The 23,959-nt window shown below is 73.6% G+C and carries 19 protein-coding genes and 1 pseudogene; 13 read left to right on the top strand and 7 right to left on the bottom strand.

The annotated features are described in order from the left end of the window. Positions 1–35: 35 nt before the first annotated feature. Positions 36–407, bottom strand: a pseudogene (locus Sfr03f_RS31610) (MauE/DoxX family redox-associated membrane protein); the annotation flags it as partial. Between the two features lie 316 nt (positions 408–723). On the opposite strand from Sfr03f_RS31610, the gene Sfr03f_RS01310 reads away from it, so the two are divergent. The 3 genes from Sfr03f_RS01310 (at position 724) to thpR (ending at position 4,922) form a co-directional block, all read left to right on the top strand. Continuing rightward, positions 724–906 (top strand): hypothetical protein, encoded by a 183-nt coding sequence (locus tag Sfr03f_RS01310; RefSeq protein ID WP_108951777.1) that lies wholly within the window; start codon positions 724–726, stop codon positions 904–906. Between the two features lie 169 nt (positions 907–1,075). Next, positions 1,076–4,222: a sacsin N-terminal ATP-binding-like domain-containing protein gene (locus tag Sfr03f_RS01305; protein ID WP_245967330.1), complete on the top strand. Its 3,147-nt coding sequence runs from the start codon at positions 1,076–1,078 to the stop codon at positions 4,220–4,222. A 118-nt stretch (positions 4,223–4,340) separates the two neighbouring features. Further along, complete coding sequence (gene thpR, locus Sfr03f_RS01300) at positions 4,341–4,922, top strand: RNA 2',3'-cyclic phosphodiesterase (RefSeq protein ID WP_108951776.1); 582 nt, start codon at positions 4,341–4,343, stop codon at positions 4,920–4,922. 145 nt (positions 4,923–5,067) lie between these two features. Here thpR and Sfr03f_RS01295 read toward each other — a convergent pair whose 3' ends face one another. Together Sfr03f_RS01295 and Sfr03f_RS01290 are read right to left on the bottom strand one after the other, a co-directional pair. Continuing rightward, positions 5,068–6,066 (bottom strand): aldo/keto reductase, encoded by a 999-nt coding sequence (locus tag Sfr03f_RS01295; protein WP_108951775.1) that lies wholly within the window; start codon positions 6,064–6,066, stop codon positions 5,068–5,070. A 73-nt stretch (positions 6,067–6,139) separates the two neighbouring features. Continuing rightward, positions 6,140–6,832: a GDSL-type esterase/lipase family protein gene (locus Sfr03f_RS01290; RefSeq protein ID WP_108951774.1), complete on the bottom strand. Its 693-nt coding sequence runs from the start codon at positions 6,830–6,832 to the stop codon at positions 6,140–6,142. Positions 6,833–6,890: 58 nt separating this feature from the next. On the opposite strand from Sfr03f_RS01290, the gene Sfr03f_RS01285 reads away from it, so the two are divergent. Further along, positions 6,891–7,919, top strand: a complete 1,029-nt coding sequence (locus tag Sfr03f_RS01285; protein ID WP_108951773.1) for a hypothetical protein — start codon at positions 6,891–6,893, stop codon at positions 7,917–7,919. 265 nt (positions 7,920–8,184) lie between these two features. On the opposite strand, the gene Sfr03f_RS01275 is transcribed toward Sfr03f_RS01285, so the two are convergent. Continuing rightward, positions 8,185–9,558: an MFS transporter gene (locus Sfr03f_RS01275; protein ID WP_174721515.1), complete on the bottom strand. Its 1,374-nt coding sequence runs from the start codon at positions 9,556–9,558 to the stop codon at positions 8,185–8,187. Between the two features lie 28 nt (positions 9,559–9,586). Continuing rightward, positions 9,587–10,027 (bottom strand): MarR family winged helix-turn-helix transcriptional regulator, encoded by a 441-nt coding sequence (locus Sfr03f_RS01270; protein WP_108951770.1) that lies wholly within the window; start codon positions 10,025–10,027, stop codon positions 9,587–9,589. Between the two features lie 141 nt (positions 10,028–10,168). Between Sfr03f_RS01270 and Sfr03f_RS01265 the strand changes: the two genes are divergently transcribed. Continuing rightward, positions 10,169–10,396 carry a hypothetical protein gene (locus Sfr03f_RS01265; RefSeq protein ID WP_245967329.1) on the top strand — a complete coding sequence of 76 codons (228 nt, stop codon included), beginning with the start codon at positions 10,169–10,171 and terminating at the stop codon, positions 10,394–10,396. Between the two features lie 33 nt (positions 10,397–10,429). On the opposite strand, the gene Sfr03f_RS01260 is transcribed toward Sfr03f_RS01265, so the two are convergent. After that, complete coding sequence (locus Sfr03f_RS01260; RefSeq protein ID WP_108951769.1) at positions 10,430–11,881, bottom strand: NCS2 family permease; 1,452 nt, start codon at positions 11,879–11,881, stop codon at positions 10,430–10,432. 193 nt (positions 11,882–12,074) lie between these two features. On the opposite strand from Sfr03f_RS01260, the gene Sfr03f_RS01255 reads away from it, so the two are divergent. Next, the gene (locus Sfr03f_RS01255; RefSeq protein ID WP_108951768.1) at positions 12,075–12,338 is read left to right on the top strand and encodes a DUF2530 domain-containing protein; all 264 of its coding nucleotides are present in this window, start codon (positions 12,075–12,077) and stop codon (positions 12,336–12,338) included. 216 nt (positions 12,339–12,554) lie between these two features. Here Sfr03f_RS01255 and serC read toward each other — a convergent pair whose 3' ends face one another. After that, the gene (gene serC / locus Sfr03f_RS01250) at positions 12,555–13,673 is read right to left on the bottom strand and encodes a phosphoserine transaminase (protein ID WP_108951767.1); all 1,119 of its coding nucleotides are present in this window, start codon (positions 13,671–13,673) and stop codon (positions 12,555–12,557) included. Between the two features lie 95 nt (positions 13,674–13,768). Here serC and Sfr03f_RS01245 point away from each other — a divergent pair, with 95 nt between their 5' ends. The 7 genes from Sfr03f_RS01245 (at position 13,769) to Sfr03f_RS01215 (ending at position 23,949) form a co-directional block, all read left to right on the top strand. Beyond that, a complete protein-coding gene (locus tag Sfr03f_RS01245; protein WP_108951766.1) occupies positions 13,769–16,687 on the top strand; it encodes an FAD-binding and (Fe-S)-binding domain-containing protein in 2,919 nt (972 codons plus the stop codon). Between the two features lie 189 nt (positions 16,688–16,876). After that, positions 16,877–17,827, top strand: coding sequence for an EamA family transporter (locus tag Sfr03f_RS01240; protein ID WP_372514343.1), 951 nt, complete (start codon positions 16,877–16,879; stop codon positions 17,825–17,827). Positions 17,828–17,999: 172 nt separating this feature from the next. Then, positions 18,000–18,992 carry an RpnC/YadD family protein gene (locus tag Sfr03f_RS01235; protein ID WP_108951940.1) on the top strand — a complete coding sequence of 331 codons (993 nt, stop codon included), beginning with the start codon at positions 18,000–18,002 and terminating at the stop codon, positions 18,990–18,992. A gap of 107 nt (positions 18,993–19,099) precedes the next feature. Beyond that, entirely contained in the window at positions 19,100–19,597 is a 498-nt protein-coding gene (locus tag Sfr03f_RS01230) for a GNAT family N-acetyltransferase (RefSeq protein WP_108951765.1), read from the top strand. Between the two features lie 133 nt (positions 19,598–19,730). Beyond that, positions 19,731–20,525, top strand: coding sequence for a TIGR03084 family metal-binding protein (locus Sfr03f_RS01225; protein WP_108951764.1), 795 nt, complete (start codon positions 19,731–19,733; stop codon positions 20,523–20,525). A gap of 113 nt (positions 20,526–20,638) precedes the next feature. After that, positions 20,639–22,348, top strand: coding sequence for an acyclic terpene utilization AtuA family protein (locus Sfr03f_RS01220; RefSeq protein ID WP_281262818.1), 1,710 nt, complete (start codon positions 20,639–20,641; stop codon positions 22,346–22,348). Further along, positions 22,345–23,949: an acyl-CoA carboxylase subunit beta gene (locus Sfr03f_RS01215; RefSeq protein ID WP_108951763.1), complete on the top strand. Its 1,605-nt coding sequence runs from the start codon at positions 22,345–22,347 to the stop codon at positions 23,947–23,949. The genes Sfr03f_RS01220 and Sfr03f_RS01215 overlap by 4 nt, the downstream gene beginning before the upstream one ends. The last annotated feature ends 10 nt before the right edge of the window (positions 23,950–23,959 follow it).

Raw genomic sequence — 23,959 nt, 5'->3', positions numbered from 1 at the left:
GGGCCCGACGACGCCTCGCTCGCCCACCAGGCAAGGAGGCAGAACCCGGCGAGTATCGCGTTGCGGGTGACGTCCAGGCCCGACGCCGGCGTCTCCCGACTGCTCGAGCAGCCGCAGGAGGCCTTGCTTCCGGATCTGATGAGAATCAGCAGATACATACTGAAAATCGCCAGGAGGAGAAGGACGGCGAGGAATCGACCGAAGCCCAGACCGCGGAACGGTATGAAGACCACGGCTGCCGCCTCTGCCACCAATGTCCCAGCGCCGATCAGCCATGCCGGTGCGGGCCAGGAAACTGTCGTCGACACGTGATGGCAGAACTGCCGGAAATGGCGGGCCTTGGTGATTCCGGACCAGGCGAAGGCACCCATCAGGCAGACGTAGCTGAAAGCCTCGATTGATCGCATGCGCGCTGCCGTCCTGCCGTGGGTGAGTTCCGTAGAGGCCGGAATGGGCGACCGTCCGGTCGCCCGTGATCCGACTCGCCGCGATGCCACTTCATCGCGGTTCGCTTTCTTCATCGGCCACTCAAACTGCGAGGTCCTTCCTGGAACTTTCGCGCATCTTTCACTTCCGTGCGCCGTTCTCGTGCTTCTGGTGAAAGGGATGGGAAATAGATCCGAAAGACTTCCCGGCCATGGTTCTTCGTGAAGACGGAACGAAAACGCGTTCCCGAATCCGATGCGGATCCGCATCGGATGATCTCTACCGAGGAGAAACGACATGTCGAAGCTGTTCCGCAGCATGGCCGGCCGTGTGGCCGGCGCGCTGCTTCCCCAGACGTCCGCCGCCGCGGGCTGCGCCTCCGACTGCACCACCCACTGGGAGAAGACCGGCAGCAACCAGGTGTACAAGATGAAGTGCTGCTACCGGCCGGACTGCACCTACTACTGCGTGCCTGCGTAACTTCCGCCGCCGTGGCGGCGTAATACATCGGCCGCCGTGTCCCTGGACACGGCGGCCGATGTGTGGAGGCGGGGGTGCGGGCAGGAACGACCCGGTCATGCGGACGGGACCCTGGCGCTGCTGTGGGTGGAGCGCTCCCGCCGCTCACTGTCACGTTAGCCTCCTTCACGTGAACGTGACGAGCACCGACCCCGGCGCCCCGGACCCCGCCCCGGACCTCTTCGGCACGGCGCCCCTGCGCCGCGCCGTCCTGGACACCTGGACCGCAGCCCCGCCCCGCTTCCGCGAGGACGCCAACGCCGAGGAGGACCTCGTCCTCGGCGGGTACCGCGACCGCCTGGTCGTCGAGCTCGCCCAGAACGCCGCCGACGCGGCCGCCCGCGCCGGCGTACCCGGCCGCCTGCGCCTCACCCTGCGCGACGGCGTCCTGGTCGCCGCGAACACCGGCGCCCCGCTCGACGCGGCCGGCGTGGAGTCCCTTTCCACCCTGCGCGCCTCCGCCAAACGCGACACCGACACCGCCGTCGGCCGCTTCGGCGTCGGCTTCGCCGCCGTGCTCGCCGTCACCGACGAGCCCGCCGTCGTCTCCCGCCACGGCGGCGTCCGCTGGTCCCTCGCCGAGTCCCGCGACCTCGCCGCCGCCGAGGCCGAGGCGGCGGGCAGCGCGGGCCTCGCCGAGGAGATCCGCCGCCGCGACGGCCACGTCCCGGTGCTGCGCCTGCCCTTCCCCGCCGAGGGCACCGCGCCCGCCCCGTACGACACCGCCGTGATCCTCCCGCTGCGCGACCCGGCCGCGGAGGCGCTCGCCGCCCGGCTGCTGGACGCCGTGGACGACGCCCTGCTGCTGGCCCTGCCGGGACTGGCCGAGGTCGTCGTGGACAGCGACGACGGGCCCGAGCGGGTGCTGCGCCGCCGCGACGAGGGCGACGTGGTGGCCGTCGAGGACTCCCGGACCGGGACGACCCGCTGGCGCACCGCCGCCGACCACGGCGAGCTCGACGCCCGGCTGCTCGCCGACCGCCCCGTCGAGGAACGCCTGCGCCCGCACTGGTCGGTGACCTGGGCCGTCCCCGTCGACGACGCCGGAGCGCCCGGCCGCCCCGGCACCGCCCCCGTGCTGCACGCGCCGACCCCCAGCGACGAGCCCGTCGGCGTCCCCGCCCTGCTGATCGCCACCTTCCCGCTGGACACCACCCGCCGGCACGTCGCGCCCGGAGCGCTCACCGACTTCCTGGTCCAGCGCGCCGCGGACCTGTACACCGCGCTGCTCGCCGCCTGGCGTCCGGTCGACGAGGGCCTGATCTCCCTGGTCCCCGGCCCGCTCGGCAAGGGCGAGCTGGACGGCGCCCTGCGGGCGGCCGTCCTGGACCGGCTGCCCCGCACCGCCTTCCTGCCGCCGGCCCTCCCGCCGCGCGGCGACGGCTCCGACAGCGACCTGCCCGAGGCCCTGCGGCCCCGCGACGCCGAGATCGTCGAGGGGGCGGGCGCCGGCACCGTCAAGGTCCTCGCCGAGGTGCTGCCCACGCTGCTCCCCGCCGGCCTGGAGCGCCGCACCGAACTGCGCTCCCTCGGCGTCGCCCGGCTCCCGCTCACCGAGGCGATCGACCGGCTGGCCGGGCTGGAGAAGTCCCCCGAGTGGTGGCACAGGCTCTACGACAGCCTGCTGGGCGTCGACCCCGACCGGCTGACCGGCCTGCCCGTCCCGCTGGCCGGTGGCGGACGCACCGTCATCGGCCCGCGCCAGGTGCTGCTGCCCACCCCCGACGGGCCGTCGGCCGACCCGGAACTCCTCGCCCGCCTCGGCCTCAAGGTGGCCCACCCCGACGCCGCGCACCCCCTGCTGGAGAAGCTGGGCGCGCTGCCCGCGACCGCCCGCGCCGTCCTCACCACCGGGCAGGTCCGCGCCGCCGTCGCCGCCTCGCTCGACGACGAGGGCGCCGGCTGGGACGAGAACGCCCTGGACGCCGACGAACTCGCCGACCTGGTCCTCACGCTGGTGCGCGACGCGAACCTCGAGCCGGGCGACGAGCCCTGGCTGGGGGCGCTGGCCCTGCCCGACGAGGAGGGCGAACTCACGCCCGCCGGCGAACTCCTCTTCCCTGGAAGCGCGTTCGCCCGCGTCGTCCGTGAGGGCGAGCTGCTCGCCGTGGACGAGGAGACCGCCGCGCGCTGGGGCGAGCGGACGCTCGCCGCCTGCGGCGTGCTGGCCGGCTTCACCCTGGTCCGCGCCACCGACGTCGTCCTCGACCCGGACGAACTGGAGCCCCGCGACTCGGACTTCGCCGAGCCCGACGACGCCGGGCTGCTGGACGCGGTCGACGTCTGGTGCGAGGACGTCCTGGACCGCTTCCCCGGCACGCCGGTGCCGCCGGTCGCCGTCGAAATGGCCGCCGTCCGCGACCTGGAGCTGGTCGACGACGACCACTGGCCCGAGGCGCTGGCGATGCTCTCCCGCCCGCCGCTGCGGGACGCCCTCGTCCAGCCGGTGCGGGTGCTGATGCCCGACGGCACCCACGAGACCGTCCGCCCGTACACCGCCTGGTGGCTGCGCGGTCACCCGGTGCTGGACGGCCGCCGCCCGGCCGGACTGCTCGCGGCCGGCGGCGACCCGCTGCTGCGCGGCCTCTACGACGAGGCGGACGCCACCGGCTTCGACGACGTCCAGGTGCTGCGGGCCCTCGGCGTGCGCACCTCGGTGGCCGCGCTGCTCGACGAGCCGGGCGGGCCGGCCGAGCTCCTGGACCGTCTCGCCGACCCGGACCGCCAGGTCACCCCCGCCCAGCTGCACGGCCTCTACAGCGCGCTCGCCGAACTCGACCCCGAGCGGGTCGGGCTGCTCCCCGACGAGGTGCGCGCGGTGGTGGACGGCCGCGCGCGGATCGTCGACGCCGCCTACGCGGTGGTGGCGGACACCCCCGACCTGCTGCCGCTCATCGAGGGGACCCCGCTGCTGCCGGTCCGCCCGGAACTCGCCGCCGAGCTGGCGGAGCTCTTCCAGATCCGCCGCCTCAGCGAGACGGTGCCCGGGACGGTCGTGTCGCAGGGCGTGGAGCACGAGGTGCCGGAGGCGGTGCGGGTGCTGCTGGGGCCGTCGGCGCCGGCGTCCTACGTGGAGCACGAGGAGCTGGTGGTCGACGGGACCGAGCTGGACTGGCGGCTCGCCGCGGACGGCACGGTGCACGCCGCCACGCTGGAGGGCGTGGCCGCGGGCCTCGCCTGGGCCGCCCGCCAGTGGCCCCGCCGCTTCGAGGTCGCCGCCCTCCTGGAGGACCCCTCCCGCACCGCCGAACTCGCCACCGCCCGCTGGTTCGACTGACCCGAGGAACCCCCGGGAGCCCCGGGGGAGCCGCCGGGCAGCCTCCGGGCCCGGTTCGGCGGCCGGTCCTCCGCCAGGCGGATGGCGTCCGGGCCCCCGGGGCCGTCACCCTGGTGGCATGCGCCTCTTCGCCGCCGTGCTGCCCCCGGACGACGTGCTCCAGGACCTCGCGGACGCCGTCGCGCCGCTCCGCGAGCTCCCCGCCGGGCAGCGGCTGCGCTGGACCGCGCCCGCGGGCTGGCACCTGACCCTCGCCTTCTACGGCGAGGTCGACGAGGAGCGGCTGCCCGCCCTGCGCGAGCGGCTGGCCCGGGCCGCCGCCCACACGGAGCCGTTCGCGCTGAGCCTGGCGGGGGCGGGCCAGTTCGGCCGGGGGCGCGCGGTGTGGGCCGGGGTCCAGGGCGACGTGCGCGACCTGGGCTTCCTCGCCTCGCGCGCCGAGGCCGCCGCCCGCAGGGCGGGCCTGCGCATGGACGAGCACCGCCGCTACCGGCCGCACCTCTCCCTGGCCCGCTCCGGCCGCGGCGCCCCGCCCCCGGACGTCCGGCCGGTGCTGGAGGCCCTGGACGGCTACCGCGGCCGCACCTGGCCGGTGGAGGAGCTGGCCCTGGTCCACAGCCGGCTGCCGCGCTCCGGGGTCCCGGGCGAGCAGCCCCGCTACGAGACGGCCGCCCGCTGGCGGCTCGGCGCCTCCGGTTAACCTCGAAGGCGTGGATACCAAGACCCGGAACCGGATCATGGCCGGTGTGCTCATCCTGATGTTCGTCGCCGTCGCCCTGGCCTCGGCCGTCGGCCGGTAGTCCGGCCGACGGCGCGAGGAACTCGACGGAGAGCGCCCGGGGCCTCTACCAGGCGAACGCCTCCGGCGACGGGCCCGGGCCGGGGAAGATCTCGTCCAGCCCGGTCAGCACCTCTTCGCTCAGCTCCAGCTCGAGGGCCCGCAGCGCGGACTCCAGCTGCTCGACGGTGCGCGGGCCGACGATCGGCCCGGTGACGCCCGGCCGGGTCAGCAGCCACGCCAGCGCGGCCTCGCCCGGCTCGATGCCGTGCTTGTCCAGCAGGTCCTCGTAGGCCTGGACCTGCTCGCGCACGGCCGTGTTCGCCAGCGCGTCCGCGGACCGGCCGCTCGCCCGCCGCTTCCCCTCGTTCTCCTTCTTCAGCACGCCGCCCAGCAGACCGCCGTGCAGCGGCGACCAGGGGATCACGCCCAGCCCGTAGTCGCGGGCCGCCGGGATGACCTCCATCTCGGCGCGCCGCTCCGCCAGGTTGTACAGGCACTGCTCGCTGACCAGCCCGATGGTGGTGCCGCCGCCGCGGCGGGAGGCGACCTCGTTGGCCTGGGCGATCTTGAAGCCGGGGAAGTTGGAGGACCCGGCGTAGAGGATCTTGCCCTGCTGGACGAGGACGTCCACCGCCTGCCAGATCTCCTCGAACGGGGTCCGGCGGTCGATGTGGTGGAACTGGTACAGGTCGATGTAGTCGGTGTTCAGCCGCTTGAGGCTGGCCTCCACGGCGCGCCGGATGTTCAGCGCGGAGAGCCGGTCGTGGTTGGGCCAGGGCTTGTCGTCGGCGCTCATGTTGCCGTAGACCTTGGTGGCCAGCACCACCTTGTCGCGGCGCTCACCGCCCTTGGCGAACCAGCTGCCGATGATCGACTCGGTGCGGCCCTTGTTCTCGCCCCACCCGTACACGTTGGCCGTGTCGAAGAAGTTCAGGCCCGCGTCGAGGGCGGCGTCCATGATCGTGTGGCTGTCGGCCTCGTCGGTCTGCGGACCGAAGTTCATGGTCCCGAGGACGAGCCGGCTGACCTTGAGACCCGTGCGTCCCAGTTGTGTGTACTTCATGGCCCCCAGCCAACGCCCTGACGGCCCGCCGGGCAAGAGGGACTCGGCGTCACGTCGGTGAACGGGGACGTCTCTAGAAGCGTGACGGCTCGTACCGCTTCCCGTACCCCCACGCCTCGTGCATCACGTCCGCGAAGGCCGCCGCCAGCTTGTGCTCGCCTGCGGCGTTGGGGTGGGTGCCGTCGTAGGTGTCGTGGTCGATGTCCCAGCCGGGCGGCACGGGGGCGAGGAGGACCGGCGAGTGCTCGGTGTGCAGGGTCCCGGCCTCCTGGGCCAGGAGCTCGTTGAAGCGGGCCACCTCGGCGGCGAAGTCCTCGTCCTTCGCGGCGCGCACGTTGGGGATCACCGGCAGCATCACCATCCGCACCGCGGGCCGGACCTGGCGCGCCTCGATCACGAAGCGGCGCACGTTGTCGGCGGTCTGCCGGGCGTTGGTGTAGAAGCCCAGGTCGATCAGGCCGAGGGAGATCAGCAGCACGTCGGCGCGGTGGGCGCGGACCTCCTCGCCGATCAGCGGCATCATGTGGTGCCAGCCCTCGCCCCAGCCGGCCAGGTGCGCGCGGGGGAACGCCGGGTCGACGTCGGCGGCGTACTCGTACGCGTCGGGGCCGTCGGTGGCGGGGTCGTGCAGCGCCTCGCGGGGACCGACGATCCGGAACGGGGCGTCGAGCGTGGCCCGCAGGTGCTGCCAGAGGCGGTAGCGCCAGGTGTGCTCCCCCGCGCTGCCGATCGTCATGGAGTCCCCGACGGGCATGAACCTGAGCATCCGATCATGATGCCCCGTTCCCGGCCCGCGACGCGATGTGAGGGGGGACACTGGGCGCATGCCGCGTCGATCGCTCGTGACCCTCGCCGGGGCGGTGCTCCTGGCCGCCGCCGGTTCCGCCGTGTCCGCCGCACCCTCCGCCGCGGCGGAGGGGGACGGGAGCTTCACGCTCACGGATCCGCGGATCACCGAGTCGAGCGGTCTCGCCGCCTCGCGCCGGCACCCGGGGATCTACTGGACGCACAACGACAGCGAGGACGGCTCCCGGGTGTTCGCCGTGGACGGCCGCACCGGGCGGACCGTCGCCACCGTGACCCTGTCGGGCGCCGGGCAGGCGCGGGACATCGAGGCGGTGTCGGTGGGGCCGGACGGGCGGGTGTACGTCGGCGACATCGGCGACAACTTCGACGGCGGGTGGGACCACGTCTGGATCTACGCCTTCCCCGAGCCGAAGAGGCTGCGGGACGCCACCGTGCGGGCCACCCAGTACGTGGTGAAGTACGAGGGCGGGGCGCGGGACGCCGAATCGCTGGCCGTGCACCCGAAGACCGGAAGGGTCTACATCGTCGACAAGCGCAAGGGCGGCGACGGGCACGTCCTGGCCGGGCCTGAGCGGCTGTCGGCGACCGGCGTGAACCTCTTCCGGCCGGTCGCCGGCATCGACGTCTGGGCGACGGACGCGGCGTTCTCCCCCGACGGGTCCGAGCTGGCGGTGCGGGGCTACCTGGACGGCGTGCTGCTGGACTGGAACGGGGGCCGGCCCGAGGAGCGCGAGCGGCTGTCGCCGCCGTTCCAGAAGCAGGGGGAGTCGCTGACGTACAGCGCGGACGGGCGGCTGCTGCTGTTCGGCAGCGAGGGCGAGGGCAGCCGGGTGGTCGCGAAGCCGGCCCCCGGGGGCGCCGCGGTGGAGCCGCCCGAGCGGTCCGGTGACACCTCGTCCTCCGGCCGCACCCCGGCGGCGGGCGCGCCCGCGGAGACGGCCGGGGGTGGCGGTGGCAACGGGGGGAGCGTCACCCTGGGCGGGGTGGCGCTGATCGCCCTGGTCGTGGGCCTGTGGGTCGCCGCCCGCCACCGCCGGGCGGACTGACGCCGTCCACCCGCGGGGCGGTCGCGGTCGGTGCGGAAACCGGATGCCCTCGCCGGCGGAGCCGGACGACGGCCATCGGCGTCACGGCCACCGGCGCGGTCGGCGTCGGCGCGGCCAGGCCCACCATCGGCGGCTCGGACAAGGGCCCCTTCCACGGAGCGGGACACGCCGGGCTCCTGAGCACCCGGAACGCGTGAGGGGGCGGGCGCCGGAATGCTCCGGCACCCGCCCCCTCACGCCGTCCCGTCACCCCGGGGTGGCGAACTCAGCTCGCGGTGACGAGCTCCCGCTCGCGCGGGACGACCCGCACCGTGGGGTGCGTGCCCCGCCAGCCGACGGCGAGACGCAGGCGGCCCAGCCGGGCCAGCGCCACACCCACCGCGACGGCGGACAGCGTGGCGACCGCGCCGCAGGCCACGAAGCCCGCCCGCGCGCCGTAGACGTCCGTCGCCCACCCGGCGAGCGGCGCCCCGATCGGCGTGCTGCCCATGAAGACCATCATGTAGAGCGACATCACCCGCCCGCGCATCGCGGGCTCGGTGGCCATCTGCACGCCCGTGTTGGCGGTGACGTTGAGCGTCATGCTGAACGCCCCGATCGGCACGAGCAGCGCCGCGAAGAGCCACAGCCCGGGGCTGAGCGCCGCCGCGACCTCCAGGAGACCGAAGGCGAGCGCCGCGCCGATCAGCAGCCGCAGCCGCGCCCGGGCGCGCCGGGCGGCGAGCAGCGCGCCGGCCAGCGAGCCGACGGCGATCAGGATGTTGAAGAGCGAGTAGCCCGCCGCCCCGGTGTCGAAGACGTCGTAGGCGAAGGCGGACAGCACCACCGGGAAGTTGAAGCCGAAGGCCCCGACGAAGCCGATCAGGACGATCGTCCAGTACAGGTGCGGCCGCCCCGACACGTAGCGGATGCCCTCCCGCAGCTGCCCCTTGGCGCGGGGCGCCCGCGCCGTCGGGTGCAGTTCGCGCGTCCGCATCAGCATCAGGCCGGCGATGGGGGCGGCGAAGGAGAGGCCGTTGATCAGGAAGGCCCAGCCCGTGCCCATGCCGGTGATCAGCACGCCGGCCACGGCGGGACCTATCAGGCGGGCGGACTGGAAGTTGGCGGAGTTGAGGCTGACCGCGTTCTGCAGCTGCCCCGGGCCGACCATCTCGGAGACGAACGTCTGCCGTGCCGGGTTGTCGACGACGGTGGCCAGGCCGACCAGCAGGGCGGCGACGTAGACGTGCCACACCTCGACGTGCCCGCTCAGGTCGAGCGCGGCCAGGGCGAGGCCGGTGACGGCCATCGCGGACTGGGTGACGAGCAGGGTGGGCCGCTTGGGCAGCCGGTCCACCAGCAGGCCGCCGTAGAGCCCGAGCAGCAGCATGGGCAGGAACTGCAGCGCCGTGGTGACGCCGACGGCGGTGGACGAGCCGGTGAGGCTGAGCACCAGCCAGTCCTGGGCGATCCGCTGCATCCAGGTGCCGATGTTGGAGACGACCTGGCCGGCGAAGAAGAGCCGGTAGTTCCTGATCCTGAGGGAACTGAACATCGAGCCCTTGCGGGACTCGGCGCCGGCGACGGCAGCGGGGGTGGTGCGGGGGGTCGGTGGATCGATCGGTGCGGGGGCGGAGTGTGCTCCGGGTCCCGAACTCAAAAAGGTTCGCCTCCTTCTGGCGTCCAGCTCACAGGTGGGCGAGCTTCTCCAGCACCGGCGCGGCGGCACGGAGCTTCGCCCACTCCTCCTCGTCGAGTCCCTCTTCGACCAGTGCGGCGAGGAACGCGTTCCTCCTGCGGCGGCTCTCCTCGAGCATCGCCTCGGCCGCGTCGGTCTGGGAGACGACCTTCTGCCGGCGGTCCTCCGGATGCGGCTCCAGACGGACCAGCCCCTTGGCCTCGAGCAGGGCCACGATGCGCGTCATGGACGGCGGCTGCACGTGCTCCTTGCGGGCCAGCTCACCGGGGGTGGCACGGCCGCAGCGGGCGAGGGTGCCGAGCACCGACATCTCGGTGGGGCTCAGCGACTCGTCCACCCGCTGGTGCTTGAGGCGGCGGGCCAGGCGCATCACGGCGGAGCGCAGGTCGTTCACGGCGTCCGCGTCGTCGCCGTGGTTGAGGTCCAGCATGTCCTTAGAGTAACTCATTACCCTCTCTAAAGAACAATGACAGGCCTCATGCGTGCAGGAGGGTGGGCGAGATCACCCGAAGGAGTGGTCCCGACGAGGGAAACGGGACTGTTTCCGGCCCCCGGCGCGACCCTCGTGGCCATGCAGATGACGCAGACGACGGGACACACCGGCAGCGGTGTGCTGAGCCTGCGCGTCGACGGGGACCTGCTCGACCGTCTCCGCAGGCACGCGGCGAGAAGTGGGATGAGCGTCCAGGACTACGTGGTCCGGACGCTCGTGAGGGACGACTTCGACCAGCGGTTCCGGGCCGCGGTCGAGGAGACGGAGAAGCACTACGGCCCCGCGCACGGGAACGCGGGGCCGTAGGGGTACGGGGGCGGCGGCCGCCCCCGAAGGGGATCAGGCGAGGCCGAGGGCCGGCATCAGGTAGTAGAAGACGAAGACCGCGGCCACCGCCCACATCGCCGCCGGGACGCCCTTGGCGCGGCCGGTCGCCAGGCGCAGCACCGCGTAGGTGATGAAGCCCAGGCCGATGCCCGTCGTGATGGAGAAGGTGAACGGCATCGTCAGCATGGTGACGAAGGCCGGGATGGCGATCGACCAGTCGTTCCAGTCGATCTCCTTGATGTTGCCCGCGAGGATCAGGAAGCCGACCGCGACCAGCGCCGGGGTGGCCGCCTGCGACGGCACCATGGTGGCGACCGGGGTCAGGAAGAGCGCGACCGTGAAGAGCAGGCCGGTCACGACGTTCGCGAGGCCGGTGCGAGCGCCCTCGCCGACGCCGGCGGTGGACTCCACGAAGCAGGTGGTGGCCGAGGACGAGCTGGCGCCGCCGGCGGCGACCGCGATGCCGTCGATGAACAGCACCTTGTTCATGCCGGGCATCTGGCCCTGGGCGTCGGTCAGCTTCGCCTCGTCGCTGATGCCCATGATCGTGCCCATGGCGTCGAAGAAGCAGGACAGCAGCACGGTGAAGACGAACAGGACGCCGGTCAGCACGCCGACCTTCTCGAAGCCGCCGAACAGGCTGACCTGGCCGACCAGGCCGAAGTCGGGGGCAGCGAAGGGGTTGCCGGGCCACTCGGGCGTGGTCAGGCCCCAGCTCTTCACGTCGGCGACCGCGTGGATGACCACGGCGACGACGGTCATGGCGACGATCGAGATCAGGATGGCGCCGGGAACCTTGCGGATCAGCAGCGCGAAGGTGAGCAGCACGCCCAGGGCGAAGACCAGCACCGGCCAGCCGTGGAGCTGGTTGCCGACGCCCAGCTGGAGCGGGACGGTCGTGTTGGCGGCGTCCGGGATGCGGGTGACGAAGCCGGAGTCGACCAGGCCGATGAGCAGCACGAACAGGCCGATGCCGATGGCGATCGCCTTGCGGATGCCGAAGGGCACCGCGTTCATCACGCGCTCCCGCAGACCGGTGGCGACCAGCAGCATCACCACGAAGCCGGCCAGCACGACCATGCCCATCGCGTCGGCCCACGACATGCGCGGGGCCAGCTGGAGCGCGACGACGGTGTTGACGCCCAGACCGGCCGCCAGCGCGATGGGCACGTTGCCGATGACGCCCATCAGGAGGGTGGAGAACGCGGCGGAGATCGCGGTGGCGGTGACCAGCTGGGCATTGTCGAGCTGGTTCCCGTACATGTCCTTCGCGCTGCCCAGGATGATCGGGTTCAGCACGATGATGTACGCCATCGCGAAGAAGGTGGCGAAACCGCCGCGGACCTCACGGGGCAGGGTGCTGCCGCGCTCGGAGATCTTGAAGTAGCGGTCGAGGGCGCCGAACTGGGGCCGGCGGCCCGGCTGCTCGGGCGCGGGGGCCTTGGCGGTGGCCGAGGAGGACATACGGGACCTCAGGAGTGCGGGGGTCGGGGGGCCCGCCCGGTGGTCCTCGCGGGATCTCGTGGATTCCTACGAATGGATCCAGCCAAGCGGTGTCTCCACCAGTATGAACATATAAACCTCGCGTGAGCGAATCTCTGCGTGCCGGTGTGACGAGGGTCGAAAGAGGGTGCGAGGGGCCTCGTAAACTGGGGCCATGGCGAAGTGGACCCCCAAGCACGAGGCGCCGGAGCCCCTGGAGGGGCCCGTTGTCGCCACCATCACCGGCGGCACGATCCTGTGGTTCGTCCTCTTCCTGGTTCAACTCCCCTTCTACAGCTGGTTCGACGAGAACGGGCACGCGTGGTGGGTGTGGACCTGTCTCGCCGGCGGCGGGCTCGGGCTGATCGGCGTCTGGTACGTCCGCAGGCGGGACGCGGCGATCAAGCGGGCCGGCGCCGACCGCGCCGCCTCCGCGTGACACGTCTCACGCCGCACACCACACGCTCCCCGGCCCCCTCCGCCCCCGCAACCGCGGGAGGGCCCCCGTACCGCCGACCGGCGTAACCGCGCGGCCCGGGGCGCCGTCCTGCGGGCGGTCGTGCCGCCGGGCGGCCCGGACGGGCGCAGGGCGGGGAACGCCGGAAACGCGAAACGCCGCGTTCGCGGAACGCGGCGTCTCGGGGGTGCGGTGAGGTCAGAGGTGGTCGATGACGTGGTCGACGCAGGCGGTGAGCGCCGCGACGTCCGAGGGGTCGATCGCCGGGAACATCGCGACCCGCAGCTGGTTGCGCCCCAGCTTCCGGTACGGCTCCGTGTCCACGATGCCGTTCGCCCGCAGTGCCTTCGCCACCGCGGCCGCGTCGATCTCCTCGACGAAGTCGATCGTGCCGATGACCTGCGACCGCTTCGCCGGGTCGGCGACGAACGGCGTCGCGTACTTGGATGCCTCGGCCCAGCCGTACAGGTTCCGCGCGGACTCCGCCGTGCGGGAGACCGCCCAGTCCAGGCCGCCCTGGCCGTTGATCCACTCCAGCTGCTCGTTGAGCAGGAACAGCGTCGACAGCGCGGGCGTGTTGTACGTCTGGTTCTTGCGCGAGTTGTCGATCGCCGTGGGCAGCGAGAAGAACTCGGGGATGTGGCGGCCCGACGCCGCGATCCGCTCGGCGCGCTCGATCGCCGCCGGCGAGAACACGCCGATCCACAGACCGCCGTCCGAGGCGAAGGACTTCTGCGGGGCGAAGTAGTAGACGTCCGTCTCGGAGACGTCCACCGGCAGACCGCCCGCGCCGCTGGTCGCGTCGACCAGCACCAGCGCGCCCTCGTCCGCGCCGGCCACCCGGCGGATCGGCATGGCGACACCGGTGGAGGTCTCGTTGTGGGTGAAGGCGTAGACGTCGACGCCCGCCTCGGCCTTGGCCTCGGGGTGGTCGCCCGGCTCCGCGGAGACCAGCGTCGGCTCGCCCAGCCACGGGGCCAGCTTGGAGGCCTTGGCGAACTTCGAGGAGAACTCGCCGAAGGTGAGGTGCTGGGAGCGGTTCTCGATCAGACCGTGCGTCGCCACGTCCCAGAACGCGGTGGAGCCGCCGTTGCCGAGGATCACCTCGTAGCCCTCGGGCAGGGAGAACAGCTCGCGGATGCCCTCCCGCACCTTGCCGACCAGGTTCTTGACCGGGGCCTGGCGGTGGGACGTGCCGAGCAGGGACGTGCCGGTCGCGGCGAGGGCGTCCAGCGCCTCCGTCCGCACCTTGGAGGGGCCAGCGCCGAATCGTCCGTCGGCGGGCTTGATGTCAGCGGGAATCCGGATCTCAGCCACGAGCGCGAGCGTAGCCGCTGGGGAAACCCGCACGAAAGGCGGTCCGGCCGCTGAGACGACGTGTCCGACGGCCGCCCGCCGGGGATCCTGGGGAGATGCACGAGCTGCGATCGTCCCCGCTGGAGGCCGCCCTGCGCCGGGCGGTGCGAGGAGAGGTCGCGTTCGACGCGGCCGCCCGCGCGCTGACCACCATGGACGCGTCCAACTACCGCCGGGTGCCGCTGGGCGTGGTCGCCCCCCGGGACGCCGACGACGTGGCGGCGGCGCTCGAGGTCTGCCGCGAGCACGGCGTGCCGGTGGTGCCGCGCGGCGGCGGCACCTCGATCGCGGGACAGGCCACCGGCACCGGTGTCGTGCTCGACTTCACCCGCTCCATGAACCGCCTGGTGTCCCTGGACGCCGCATCCCGGACCGCCGTCGTCCAGCCGGGCCTGGTGCTGGACCGGCTGCAGGAGGCGGCCGCGCCGCACGGCCTGCGGTTCGGGCCCGACCCGTCGACCCACGGCCGCTGCACGCTCGGCGGGATGATCGGCAACAACTCCTGTGGCGCCCACTCGGTGGCCTGGGGGACCACGGCGGACAACGTGGAGTCCCTGTCGGTGCTCACCGCGCGCGGCGACCTGCTCCGCCCGGGCCGGGGCGGGCGGGGCGCGCCGGACGGGCTGCGCGACCTGATCGGGACCGAACTGGAGCTGCTGCGCACCGGGTTCGCGCGGGACCTGCCGCGCCGGATCTCCGGCTACGCGCTGGACGCGCTGCTGCCCGAGCGCGGGGTGGACGTGGCGCGGTCGTTCTGCGGCTCCGAGGGCACCCTCGGGGTGCTCACCGAGGCCACCGTGCGGCTGGTGGAGTCGCCGCCCGCCCGCGCCCTGGCGGTGCTGGGGTACGCCGACGAGTCCGCCGCCGCGCAGGCCGCGCCGGGACTGCTGCCGCACCGTCCGCTGACCGTGGAGGGCATGGCGACCGATCTGGTGCCCTCCGCCGAAGGGCTGCCGCGCGGCGGCGCCTGGCTCTTCGTGGAGACCGGCGGGGCCAACGGCGTCGAGGCCCGGGCGCGCGCCGAGCGGATCGTGCGGGCCGCCGACGCGCTGGACGCGCTGGTGGTCACCGACCCGGCCGCCCAGCGGGTGCTGTGGCGTATCCGCGAGGACGCGAGCGGCACCGCGACCCGGATGCCGGACGGCACCGAGGCCTGGCCCGGCTGGGAGGACTGCGCGGTGCCGCCCGCCCGGCTGGGCGCCTACCTGCGGGACTTCCGGCGGCTGACGGCCGAGCACGGCCTGCGCGGCGTCCCCTACGGGCACTTCGGCGACGGGTGCGTCCACGTCCGCATCGACTTCGACCTGCTGACCGCGCCGGGCGTCGCGCGGTTCCGGCGCTTCTCGCAGGAGCTGGCCGACCTGGTGGTGGCGCACGGCGGCTCGCTGTCGGGGGAGCACGGCGACGGGATGGCACGGGCGGAGCTGCTGGAGCGGATGTACGGGGCGGAGGCGGTGCGGCTCTTCGCGCGGGTCAAGGACCTCTGGGACCCCGACGGCCTGCTCAACCCCGGCGTCCTGGTCCGTCCCGAACCGCTCGACGCCAACCTGCGGTTCGCCGTGCTGCCGCGGGAGCCGGTCGACGTGGAGTTCGGCTACCCGGCCGACAACGGCGACTTCCGGGCCGCCGTCCGGCGCTGCGTGGGCGTCGCCAAGTGCCGCACGACGACGGTGGCCGGGAGCGGGGTGATGTGCCCGTCGTACCGGGCGACCGGAGAGGAGGCGCACTCCACCCGGGGCCGGGCGCGGCTGCTGCACGAGATGCTGGCCGGCGAGGTGATCACCGACGGGTGGCGCTCGGAGGAGGTGCGCGACGCGCTGGACCTCTGCCTGTCCTGCAAGGGCTGCCGCACGGACTGCCCGGTGGGCGTCGACATGGCCACCTACAAGGCGGAGTTCCTGCACCACCACTACGCGGGGCGGCGCCGGCCGGCCGCGCACTACGCGATGGGATGGCTGCCGGTGTGGCTGCGGGCGCTCGCCCGGGCCCGGCTGACCGGGGTGGCCGGCGCGTTGGCCTCGGTGCGGCCCCTCGCGGCGGTGGCCAAGCGGCTGGCGGGGGTCGCCCCGCAGCGGCCGCTGCCGCGCCTCGCCCGCGAGACGTTCACCCGGGGGTGGGAACGTCGTCCGCGCACCGGCGTTCACCCGCAGGGGGGTCGCACGGTGGTGCTCTGGCCGGACACCTTCACGGAGTACCTGTCGCCGTCCGTCGGCCGTTCAGCCGTACGGGTGCTGGAGGCCGCCGGGCTGACGGTGACGCCGCCCCCGGTGCTCCGGCCGGGCGGCCCCCGGATCGCCGACGGCCGCACCACCGGCGTGCGCGGCGCCCTCGCCGTCCTGGCCTCCGCCGTCCGCCGCCGCGGCCGGGTCTGCTGCGGCCTCACCTACGTCTCCACCGGCCAGCTCGACCGGGCCAAAGCGGTGCTGCGCCGCACGCTGGACCTGATGGAACCGGTGCTGGACGCGGGGCTGCCGGTGGTCGTCCTGGAGCCGAGCTGCGGGGCGGCGCTGCGCGGCGACCTGCCCGAGCTGCTGCCGGACGATCCCCGCGCCGCGCGGCTCGCGGAGGCGGTGGTCACCTTCGCGGAGGCCCTGGAGCGGTACGCGCCCGACTGGACGCCGCCCCGCCTCGACCGCCCGGTGGCCGGCCAGACCCACTGCCACCAGCACGCCGTCCTCGGCGACGCCGCCGAACGCCGGCTGCGGGAGGCGGCCGGCCTCACCGGCGACCTCTCCGGCGGCTGCTGCGGCCTGGCCGGCGACTTCGGCTTCGCGCGCGGCCACCACGAGGTGTCCGTCGCCTGCGCCGAGGACCGGCTGCTGCCCGCCGTCCGCGCCGCGGGGGAGGAGGCGGAACTCCTCGCCGACGGCTGGTCCTGCCGCACCCAGCTCGACCACCTCGCGGGCCGGCGCGCCCGCCACCTGGCGGAGGTGCTGGCGGAGGCGCTGGGCGAGGACCGGGGCGGTAAGGACTGAACCCGCTTTACGCGGATGACGGGCCGCCCGTAACCTCATGCTGGCCCCGTGGCCCCGTGGCCCCGTGGCCCCGTGGCCCCGTGGCCCCGTGGCCCCGTGGGCCTGTAGCCCTGTAGCCCTGTAGCCCCGGAACACCCTCTCGTACCTCTCCTCTCGTACCCCTCGCACCCCGCGCACCAGGACGGCACCGTGAACGCACCCCGCACCGACCGGCCCCTCGCGGGCGCCACGGCCTCCGGCACCGGTGAGGCTCCCGTGCCCGCCGGCGGCTCCCGCAGGGCGCTCGGGCCGGTCGGCCTGGTGCTGGGCGGGGTCGTTTCCGTGCAGTTCGGCAGCGCGCTGGCGGTGAACCTGATGGACCGCACCAGCGCCCTGGGCGTGGTCGCGATCCGCCTGGTGGTCGCCGCGGCGCTGCTCCTGGTCTTCTGCCGTCCCCGGCTGCGCGGCCACTCCCGCGCCGACTGGGGCACGGTGATCGCCTTCGCGGGGACGCTGGCCGGCATGAACGGCCTCTTCTACCAGGCCGCCGACCGCATCCCGCTGGGCCCGGCGGTCACCCTGGAGGTGCTGGGGCCGCTCACCCTGTCGGTGATCAGCTCGCGGCGCGTGGTGAGCCTGCTGTGGGCGGGCCTCGCCCTGTCCGGCGTCTTCCTGCTCGGCGGCGGCGACTTCTCCGGCCTCGACCCGGTGGGCGCGGCGTACGCCCTCGGCGCGGGCGCCATGTGGGCGGGCTACATCGTCTTCAGCGCCCGCACCGGCCGCCGCTTCCCCCAGGCCGACGGCCTGGCCATCGCGATGGGCCTCGCCGCGCTCCTGATCCTCCCCCTGGGCATCGGCTCGGCGGGCGCGGAACTCCTCGATCCGGTGACGGTCGGACTCGGCGCGGGCGTCGCGGTGCTCTCCTCCGTCCTCCCGTACACCCTCGAACTGATCGCCCTGCGTTCGCTCCCGGCCGCCGCCTTCTCCATCCTGATGAGCCTGGAGCCCGCGGTGGCCGCCCTGGCCGGCTTCCTGATCCTCCACCAGACCCTCGGCGCCGCCCAGGCCGCGGCGATCGGCCTGGTCGTCGCCGCGAGCATGGGCGCCGTCCGCACCCAGGTCGGCGCGATCCGTGCGACGAAGGAACCCGAACTGGGCTGACGGGGGTTCGAGGCGTGGCTACACCGTGCGCACGGCTTGTCCTCCCAGTACTGCCGGTAGCTCACCGTCCCGGGTGACGGTGCAGGTCACAGCTATTTTCGGCGTCCTACGCTCCGAGCCATGACCCGAGCCCGCGCCGCCTTTCCGGTGCGGGCCGACAGCAAGGATGGCCATGGTCAGCTCGGCGCACGAGGCGCTGCACCGCATCTTCCGGGACCACCCGGACCTCTTCTACCGCCTGTCGGCCCGACTGGGCTTCGATGTCCCGCCCCCGACGAAGGCGACCGTCGAATGCCCCGACGTGACCGAGACGGTCGCGCTCGAACGCAGGATCGACACGCTCATCCGCTTCGAGACGGAGAGTCAGGGGCCCTTTCTGCTCGTGGTCGAGGCGCAGGGCAAGCCTGACCCGGACAAGCCGTCGAGCTGGGCCTATTACGTCAGCTATCTCTGGAGCAAGTACCGGATTCCCACGCACCTGATGGTGGTCTGCCAGGACCGCAGGACGGCGGCATGGGCGGAACGGCAGGTGTCCAGCGGACTCCCATTCCTGCCGACGCTGACCCTGCGGCCTCTGGTCGTCGGGCCGCACAACACGCCCGTCATCGCCGACCCTCGGCAGGCGAGGGAAGACCTTCTGATGGCGACGCTCTCGGCCATCACACACGCCGCAGAACCGGACATCGATGACATACTGAAGGCCCTGTCCAGTGCCCTCCGTGACGTTCCGGAGGACGAAGGCAGCCAGGTCGTCGAGTACACAGCCCAAGGCCTCAGGAACGGCCGGGCGAAGCAGCTCTGGAAGGAGCTTCTTATGGTCGACACTACTTTCTACCGCTCATGGCTGTTCGAGGAGCTTCGGGACGAGGCCCGTGCACAGGGGATGGCCCAGGGCGTGGCGCAGGGCATGGCGCAGGGCATGGCGCAAGGCATGGCCGAAGAATCGGTGAGGTCGAAGATCGAAGACCTCCTGGTCGTCCTTGAGCAGCGCAACCTGGAGGTGTCGGACGAGACGCGCAGGCGCGTCGAGGAGTGCGGGGACCCGGACGTCCTGCGTATGTGGCTTGTGCGGGCCGTGACCGCCCCGACGGCCGACGCCGTCTTCGAGGGGACTCCTCAGGAAGGCGTGCCGGGCCAGTCCCGGGTGGAGAGCACCAGCCGGTAGCCGTCCGGGTCCTGCGAGTGCCCCGTCCCCGTCGACGGGGCACTCGCCGTCCGCGGCAGCGGCGAAAGGCCTGGGGCCGGCGGCGGACGCCTGGCTAGGGTGCGCGCATGAGTGAGCAGCGCACGAGTGAGCGGCAGTTGCGGCTGGAGCCGGTCACGCCGGACAACTTCGACACCGCGATCGGCATCGAAGTGGCCCCCGAGCAGCGCCGGTTCGTCTCGTCGGTGGTCAAGTCACTGGCGCAGGCGTACCTGTACCCGGAGGCCGCCTGGCCCCGGCTGATCCGCGACGGGGAGAGGGCCGTCGGGTTCCTGATGGCGTTCCTGGACATCGACTGGCGCGGCGACGGCAGCCGCGGTGACGTCCGGTCCGGACTGTGGCGGCTGAACATCGCGGCGGACCAGCAGCGGCGCGGCTACGGGGCGTTCGCGGTGCGGGCGGTGGCGGAGGAGATCCGGCGCAGGGGCGGGTCGCGGTGCTACGTGACCTGGGAGCCGGGGGAGGACGGGCCGGAGGAGTTCTACCTGCGGCTGGGCTTCCGGAGGACGGGGGAGCTGTCCGGGGAGCAGATCGTCGGCGTGCTGGAGCTCGACCGAGCCACGTGAGCGCCTCACGGAGAAAATCAAGCAAGCACGCTTGATTGATTCCCGTCCCGCTGCCATGCTCCGAGGCGCACCACTCCGCACCACTCCGCACCACCCCGCACACCGCCGTGCCCGGAGGGAGCAGGACGCCACGATGGACGATCCGACGTCGTCGGTGATCGACGACATGCGTGAGGAGTCCGAGGAACTCGACGCCCTGGTGGCCGAGTTGAGTGAGGACCGGTGGGCGGCGCCCACGCCCGCGCCGGGCTGGAGCGTCGCGCACCAGATCGCCCACCTGGAGTGGACCGACCGGGCCGCCCTGGCCGCGATCCGCGACAGGGAGGCGTTCGACGCCGAGGTCCGGCAGGCCCTCGCGGACGCCGACGGCTACATGGACGCGCAGGCCGCGCTGGGCGCGAGCAGGCGGCCCGCGCAGGTGCTGGCGGCCTGGCGGGCGAGCCGTGCCGCGCTGGAGACGGCGCTGCGCGAGGTGCCGCGGGGGACGAAGATCCCCTGGTTCGGGCCGCCCATGTCCGCCGCCTCCATGGCCACCGCCCGGCTGATGGAGACCTGGGCGCACGGCCAGGACGTCGCCGACGCCCTCGGCGTCGAGCGGCGCCCCACCCGCAGGATGCGGCACATCGCCCGGCTGGGCGCGCGCACCCGGGACTTCGCGTTCGTGATGAACGGACTGCCGGTGCCGCGGGAGGAGTTCCGGCTGGAGCTGGAGTTCCCGGACGGCGGGCTGTGGACCTCCGGGCCGCCGGACGCCGCGCAGCGGGTCACCGGGTCGGGGCCGGACTTCTGCCGCCTGGTGACGCAGCGCGCACACCGCGACGACCTGGACCTGCGCGCCGACGGCCCGGACGCCGACCGCTGGCTGGACGTCGCCCAGTGCTTCGCCGGACCCCCCGGCGGCGGTCGCGAGCCGAAGGAGCCCGCGTGACGACGACCCCGCCGCACACCGGACCGCACACCGCGCCCCTGCCCACCGCACCGCCCACCGCACCGCACACCGCGCCGCACACCGGACCGCGGACCGCACCGCACGCCGCGCCCCTGCCCACCGCACCGCACGCCGCGCCCCTGCGCATCGGCAACGCCTCCGGCTTCTACGGCGACCGCTTCGACGCGATGCGCGAGATGCTCACCGGCGGCGAACTCGACGTCCTCACCGGCGACTACCTCGCCGAGCTCACCATGCTGATCCTGGGCCGCGACCGGCTCAAGGACCCCGAGGCCGGCTACGCCCGCACCTTCCTGCGCCAGCTGGAGGAGTGCCTCGGCCTCGCCCACGAGCGCGGCGTGAAGATCGTCGCCAACGCGGGCGGTCTCAACCCCGCCGGGCTCGCGGCCCGCGTGAGGGAGCTGACCGAGCGCCTCGGGCTCCCCGTGCGCGTCGCCCACGTCGAGGGCGACGACCTCACCGGGCGGCACCCCGGCGCGCTGGCCGCCCACGCCTACCTCGGCGGCTTCGGCATCGCCGCCTGCCTGCGGGCCGGCGCCGACGTCGTGGTCACCGGGCGGGTCACCGACGCCGCCCTGGTCACCGGCCCGGCCGCCGCCCACTTCGGCTGGGACCCCGGCGACCACGACGCCCTGGCGGGCGCCGTCGTCGCCGGGCACGTGCTGGAGTGCGGCACCCAGGCCACCGGCGGCAACTACGCCTTCTTCGGCGAGTTCGACACCCGCCGCCTGCTCCACCCCGGCTTCCCGCTGGCGGAGATCCACCCCGACGGCAGCTCGGTGATCACCAAGCATCCCGGCGCCGGCGGCGTCGTCGACGTCGGCACGGTCACCGCCCAGCTGCTCTACGAGACCGGCGGGCCCCGGTACGCCGGGCCGGACGTCACCGCCCGGCTCGACACCGTCGCCCTCGAGCAGGAGGGCCCCGACCGGGTGCGGATCACCGGCGTGCGCGGCGAGGCCCCGCCGCCCACCCTCAAGGTGGGCGTCAACCGCTTCGGCGGGTTCCGCAACCAGATCGAGTTCGTGCTCACCGGCCTGGACGTGGAGCGCAAGGCCGAGCTGGTGCGGGCGCAGCTGGAGGACGCCCTCGCACGCGCCGCATCCCGCCCCCGCGAGGTGGTCTGGGACCTGGTGCGCACCGACCGGCCCGACGCGGCCACCGAGGAGACCGCGAGCGCCGTGCTGCGCCTGGTGGTCCGCGACCCCGACGAGAAGGCCGTGGGCCGGGCCCTCAGCGGCGCGGGCATCGAGCTCGCCCTGGCCAGCTACCCCGGCTTCCACGTCACCGCCCCGCCCGGCAAGGGCGCGCCCTACGGCGCCTTCGCCGCCGCGTACGTCCCGCAGGGCGAGGTCGAGCACGTCGCCGTGCTGCCGGACGGCACCCGCGAGACCGTGCCCCCGGCGCCGCGGACGCGGCAGCTCGCCGCGGTGGACGAGGCGCCGCTGCCCGCGCCGCCCGCGCCCGGTCCGGTGCGCCGCGCCCCGCTGGGCCTGGTGGCCGGCGCCCGCAGCGGGGACAAGGGCGGCGACGCCAACGTCGGCGTCTGGGCACGGAGCGAGGAGGGGTGGCGCTGGCTCGCCCACACCCTCACCGTCGAGCGGTTCAGGGAACTGCTGCCCGAGACCGCAGCGCTCACCGTCACCCGGCACCCGCTGCCCAACCTGCGCGCGCTCAACTTCACCGTCGAGGGGATCCTCGGCGAGGGCGTGGCCGCGCAGCACCGATTCGACCCGCAGGCCAAGGCGCTCGGGGAATGGCTGCGCGCCCGTCACCTGGACATACCGGAGGCCCTGCTGTGACCGTGCTGCCCACGGCCCTGGACACCGACAGCCCCGAGTACGCGGCCCGCCGCGCCGCGCTGCTGGACAAGCTCGCGGCACTGGACGCCGAGCACGCCAAGGCGCTCGCGGGCGGCGGAGAGAAGTACCTCGCCCGGCACCGGGGGCGCGGCAAACTGCTGGCCCGGGAGCGCATCGAGCTGCTCGTCGACCCCGACACCCCGTTCCTCGAACTGTCGCCGCTGGCCGCCTGGGGCAGCGAGTACCCGGTGGGCGCGTCGATGGTCACCGGGATCGGCGTGGTCGAGGGAGTGGAGTGCCTGATCACCGCCAACGACCCGACGGTGCGCGGCGGCGCGACCAACCCGTGGGGGCTGCGGAAGGCGCTGCGCGCCAACGACATCGCGCTGGCCAACCGGCTGCCGGTGGTCACGATGGTCGAGTCCGGCGGGGCCGACCTGCCCTCCCAGAAGGAGATCTTCATCCCCGGTGGCCAGGTCTTCCGCGACCTGACCCGGCTCTCCGCGGCCGGCATCCCCACCGTCGCCGTGGTCCTCGGCAACTCGACCGCGGGCGGCGCGTACATCCCCGGGATGTCCGACCACGTGATCATGGTGAAGGAGCAGTCGAAGGTCTTCCTCGGCGGTCCGCCGCTGGTGAAGATGGCCACCGGCGAGGAGAGCGACGACGAGTCGCTGGGGGGCGCCGAGATGCACGCCCGGACCTCCGGCCTCGCCGACTACTTCGCCGTCGACGAGGTGGACGCGATCCGGCAGGCCCGGCGGGTGGTCGCTCGCCTCCACCACCGCAAGGCGTACCCGGACCCCGACCCGGCGTCCGTGGAGCCGCCGAAGTACGACCCCGAGGAACTGCTGGGCATCGTCCCGGAGGACCTGCGCACGCCGTTCGACCCGCGCGAGGTGATCGCCCGGATCGTCGACGGCTCCGACTTCGACGAGTTCAAGCCGCTGTACGGCACCAGCCTGACCACCGGCTGGGCCACCCTGCACGGCTATCCGGTCGGCATCCTCGCCAACGCGCAGGGCGTGCTGTTCAGCGCCGAGTCGCAGAAGGCCGCCCAGTTCATCCAGCTCGCCAACCAGCGCGACATCCCGCTGCTGTTCCTGCACAACACCACCGGCTACATGGTCGGCAAGGAGTACGAGCAGGGCGGAATCATCAAGCACGGCGCGATGATGATCAACGCGGTGTCGAACTCGACGGTGCCGCACCTGTCGGTGCTGGTGGGCGCCTCCTACGGGGCCGGCCACTACGGCATGTGCGGGCGGGCCTACGACCCGCGGTTCCTGTTCGCCTGGCCGAGCGCCAAGTCCGCCGTGATGGGGCCGCAGCAGCTGGCCGGCGTGCTCTCCATCGTGATGCGCCAGTCCGCGGCGGCGAAGGGGCAGCCCTACGACGAGGAGGGCGACAAGGCGCTGCGCGCCATGGTCGAGCAGCAGATCGAGGCCGAGTCGCTGCCGATGTTCCTGTCCGGGCGGCTCTACGACGACGGGGTGATCGACCCGCGCGACACCCGGACCGTACTGGGCATCTGCCTGTCCGCGATCCACACCGCCCCGTTCGAGGGCGTGCGCGGCGGCTTCGGCGTCTTCCGGATGTGAGGGACCTCCT

Source organism: Streptomyces fragilis (genome assembly GCF_003112515.1).
GTDB classification, from domain to species: domain Bacteria; phylum Actinomycetota; class Actinomycetes; order Streptomycetales; family Streptomycetaceae; genus Streptomyces; species Streptomyces fragilis.
The sequence above is the reverse complement of the archived record's forward strand: the minus strand, read 5'-3'. Positions and strand labels throughout refer to the sequence as shown.

Coding starts and splice junctions, on each gene's coding strand:
- Sfr03f_RS01310 (WP_108951777.1), top strand. CDS start 724: ATGTCGAAGCTGTTCCGCAGCATGGCCGGCCGTGTGGCCGGCGCGCTG.
- thpR (WP_108951776.1), top strand. CDS start 4,341: ATGCGCCTCTTCGCCGCCGTGCTGCCCCCGGACGACGTGCTCCAGGAC.
- Sfr03f_RS01295 (WP_108951775.1), bottom strand. CDS start 6,066: ATGAAGTACACACAACTGGGACGCACGGGTCTCAAGGTCAGCCGGCTC.
- Sfr03f_RS01290 (WP_108951774.1), bottom strand. CDS start 6,832: ATGCTCAGGTTCATGCCCGTCGGGGACTCCATGACGATCGGCAGCGCG.
- Sfr03f_RS01285 (WP_108951773.1), top strand. CDS start 6,891: ATGCCGCGTCGATCGCTCGTGACCCTCGCCGGGGCGGTGCTCCTGGCC.
- Sfr03f_RS01270 (WP_108951770.1), bottom strand. CDS start 10,027: ATGCTGGACCTCAACCACGGCGACGACGCGGACGCCGTGAACGACCTG.
- Sfr03f_RS01265 (WP_245967329.1), top strand. CDS start 10,169: ATGCAGATGACGCAGACGACGGGACACACCGGCAGCGGTGTGCTGAGC.
- Sfr03f_RS01260 (WP_108951769.1), bottom strand. CDS start 11,881: ATGTCCTCCTCGGCCACCGCCAAGGCCCCCGCGCCCGAGCAGCCGGGC.
- Sfr03f_RS01255 (WP_108951768.1), top strand. CDS start 12,075: ATGGCGAAGTGGACCCCCAAGCACGAGGCGCCGGAGCCCCTGGAGGGG.
- Sfr03f_RS01245 (WP_108951766.1), top strand. CDS start 13,769: ATGCACGAGCTGCGATCGTCCCCGCTGGAGGCCGCCCTGCGCCGGGCG.
- Sfr03f_RS01235 (WP_108951940.1), top strand. CDS start 18,000: ATGGTCAGCTCGGCGCACGAGGCGCTGCACCGCATCTTCCGGGACCAC.
- Sfr03f_RS01230 (WP_108951765.1), top strand. CDS start 19,100: ATGAGTGAGCAGCGCACGAGTGAGCGGCAGTTGCGGCTGGAGCCGGTC.
- Sfr03f_RS01225 (WP_108951764.1), top strand. CDS start 19,731: ATGGACGATCCGACGTCGTCGGTGATCGACGACATGCGTGAGGAGTCC.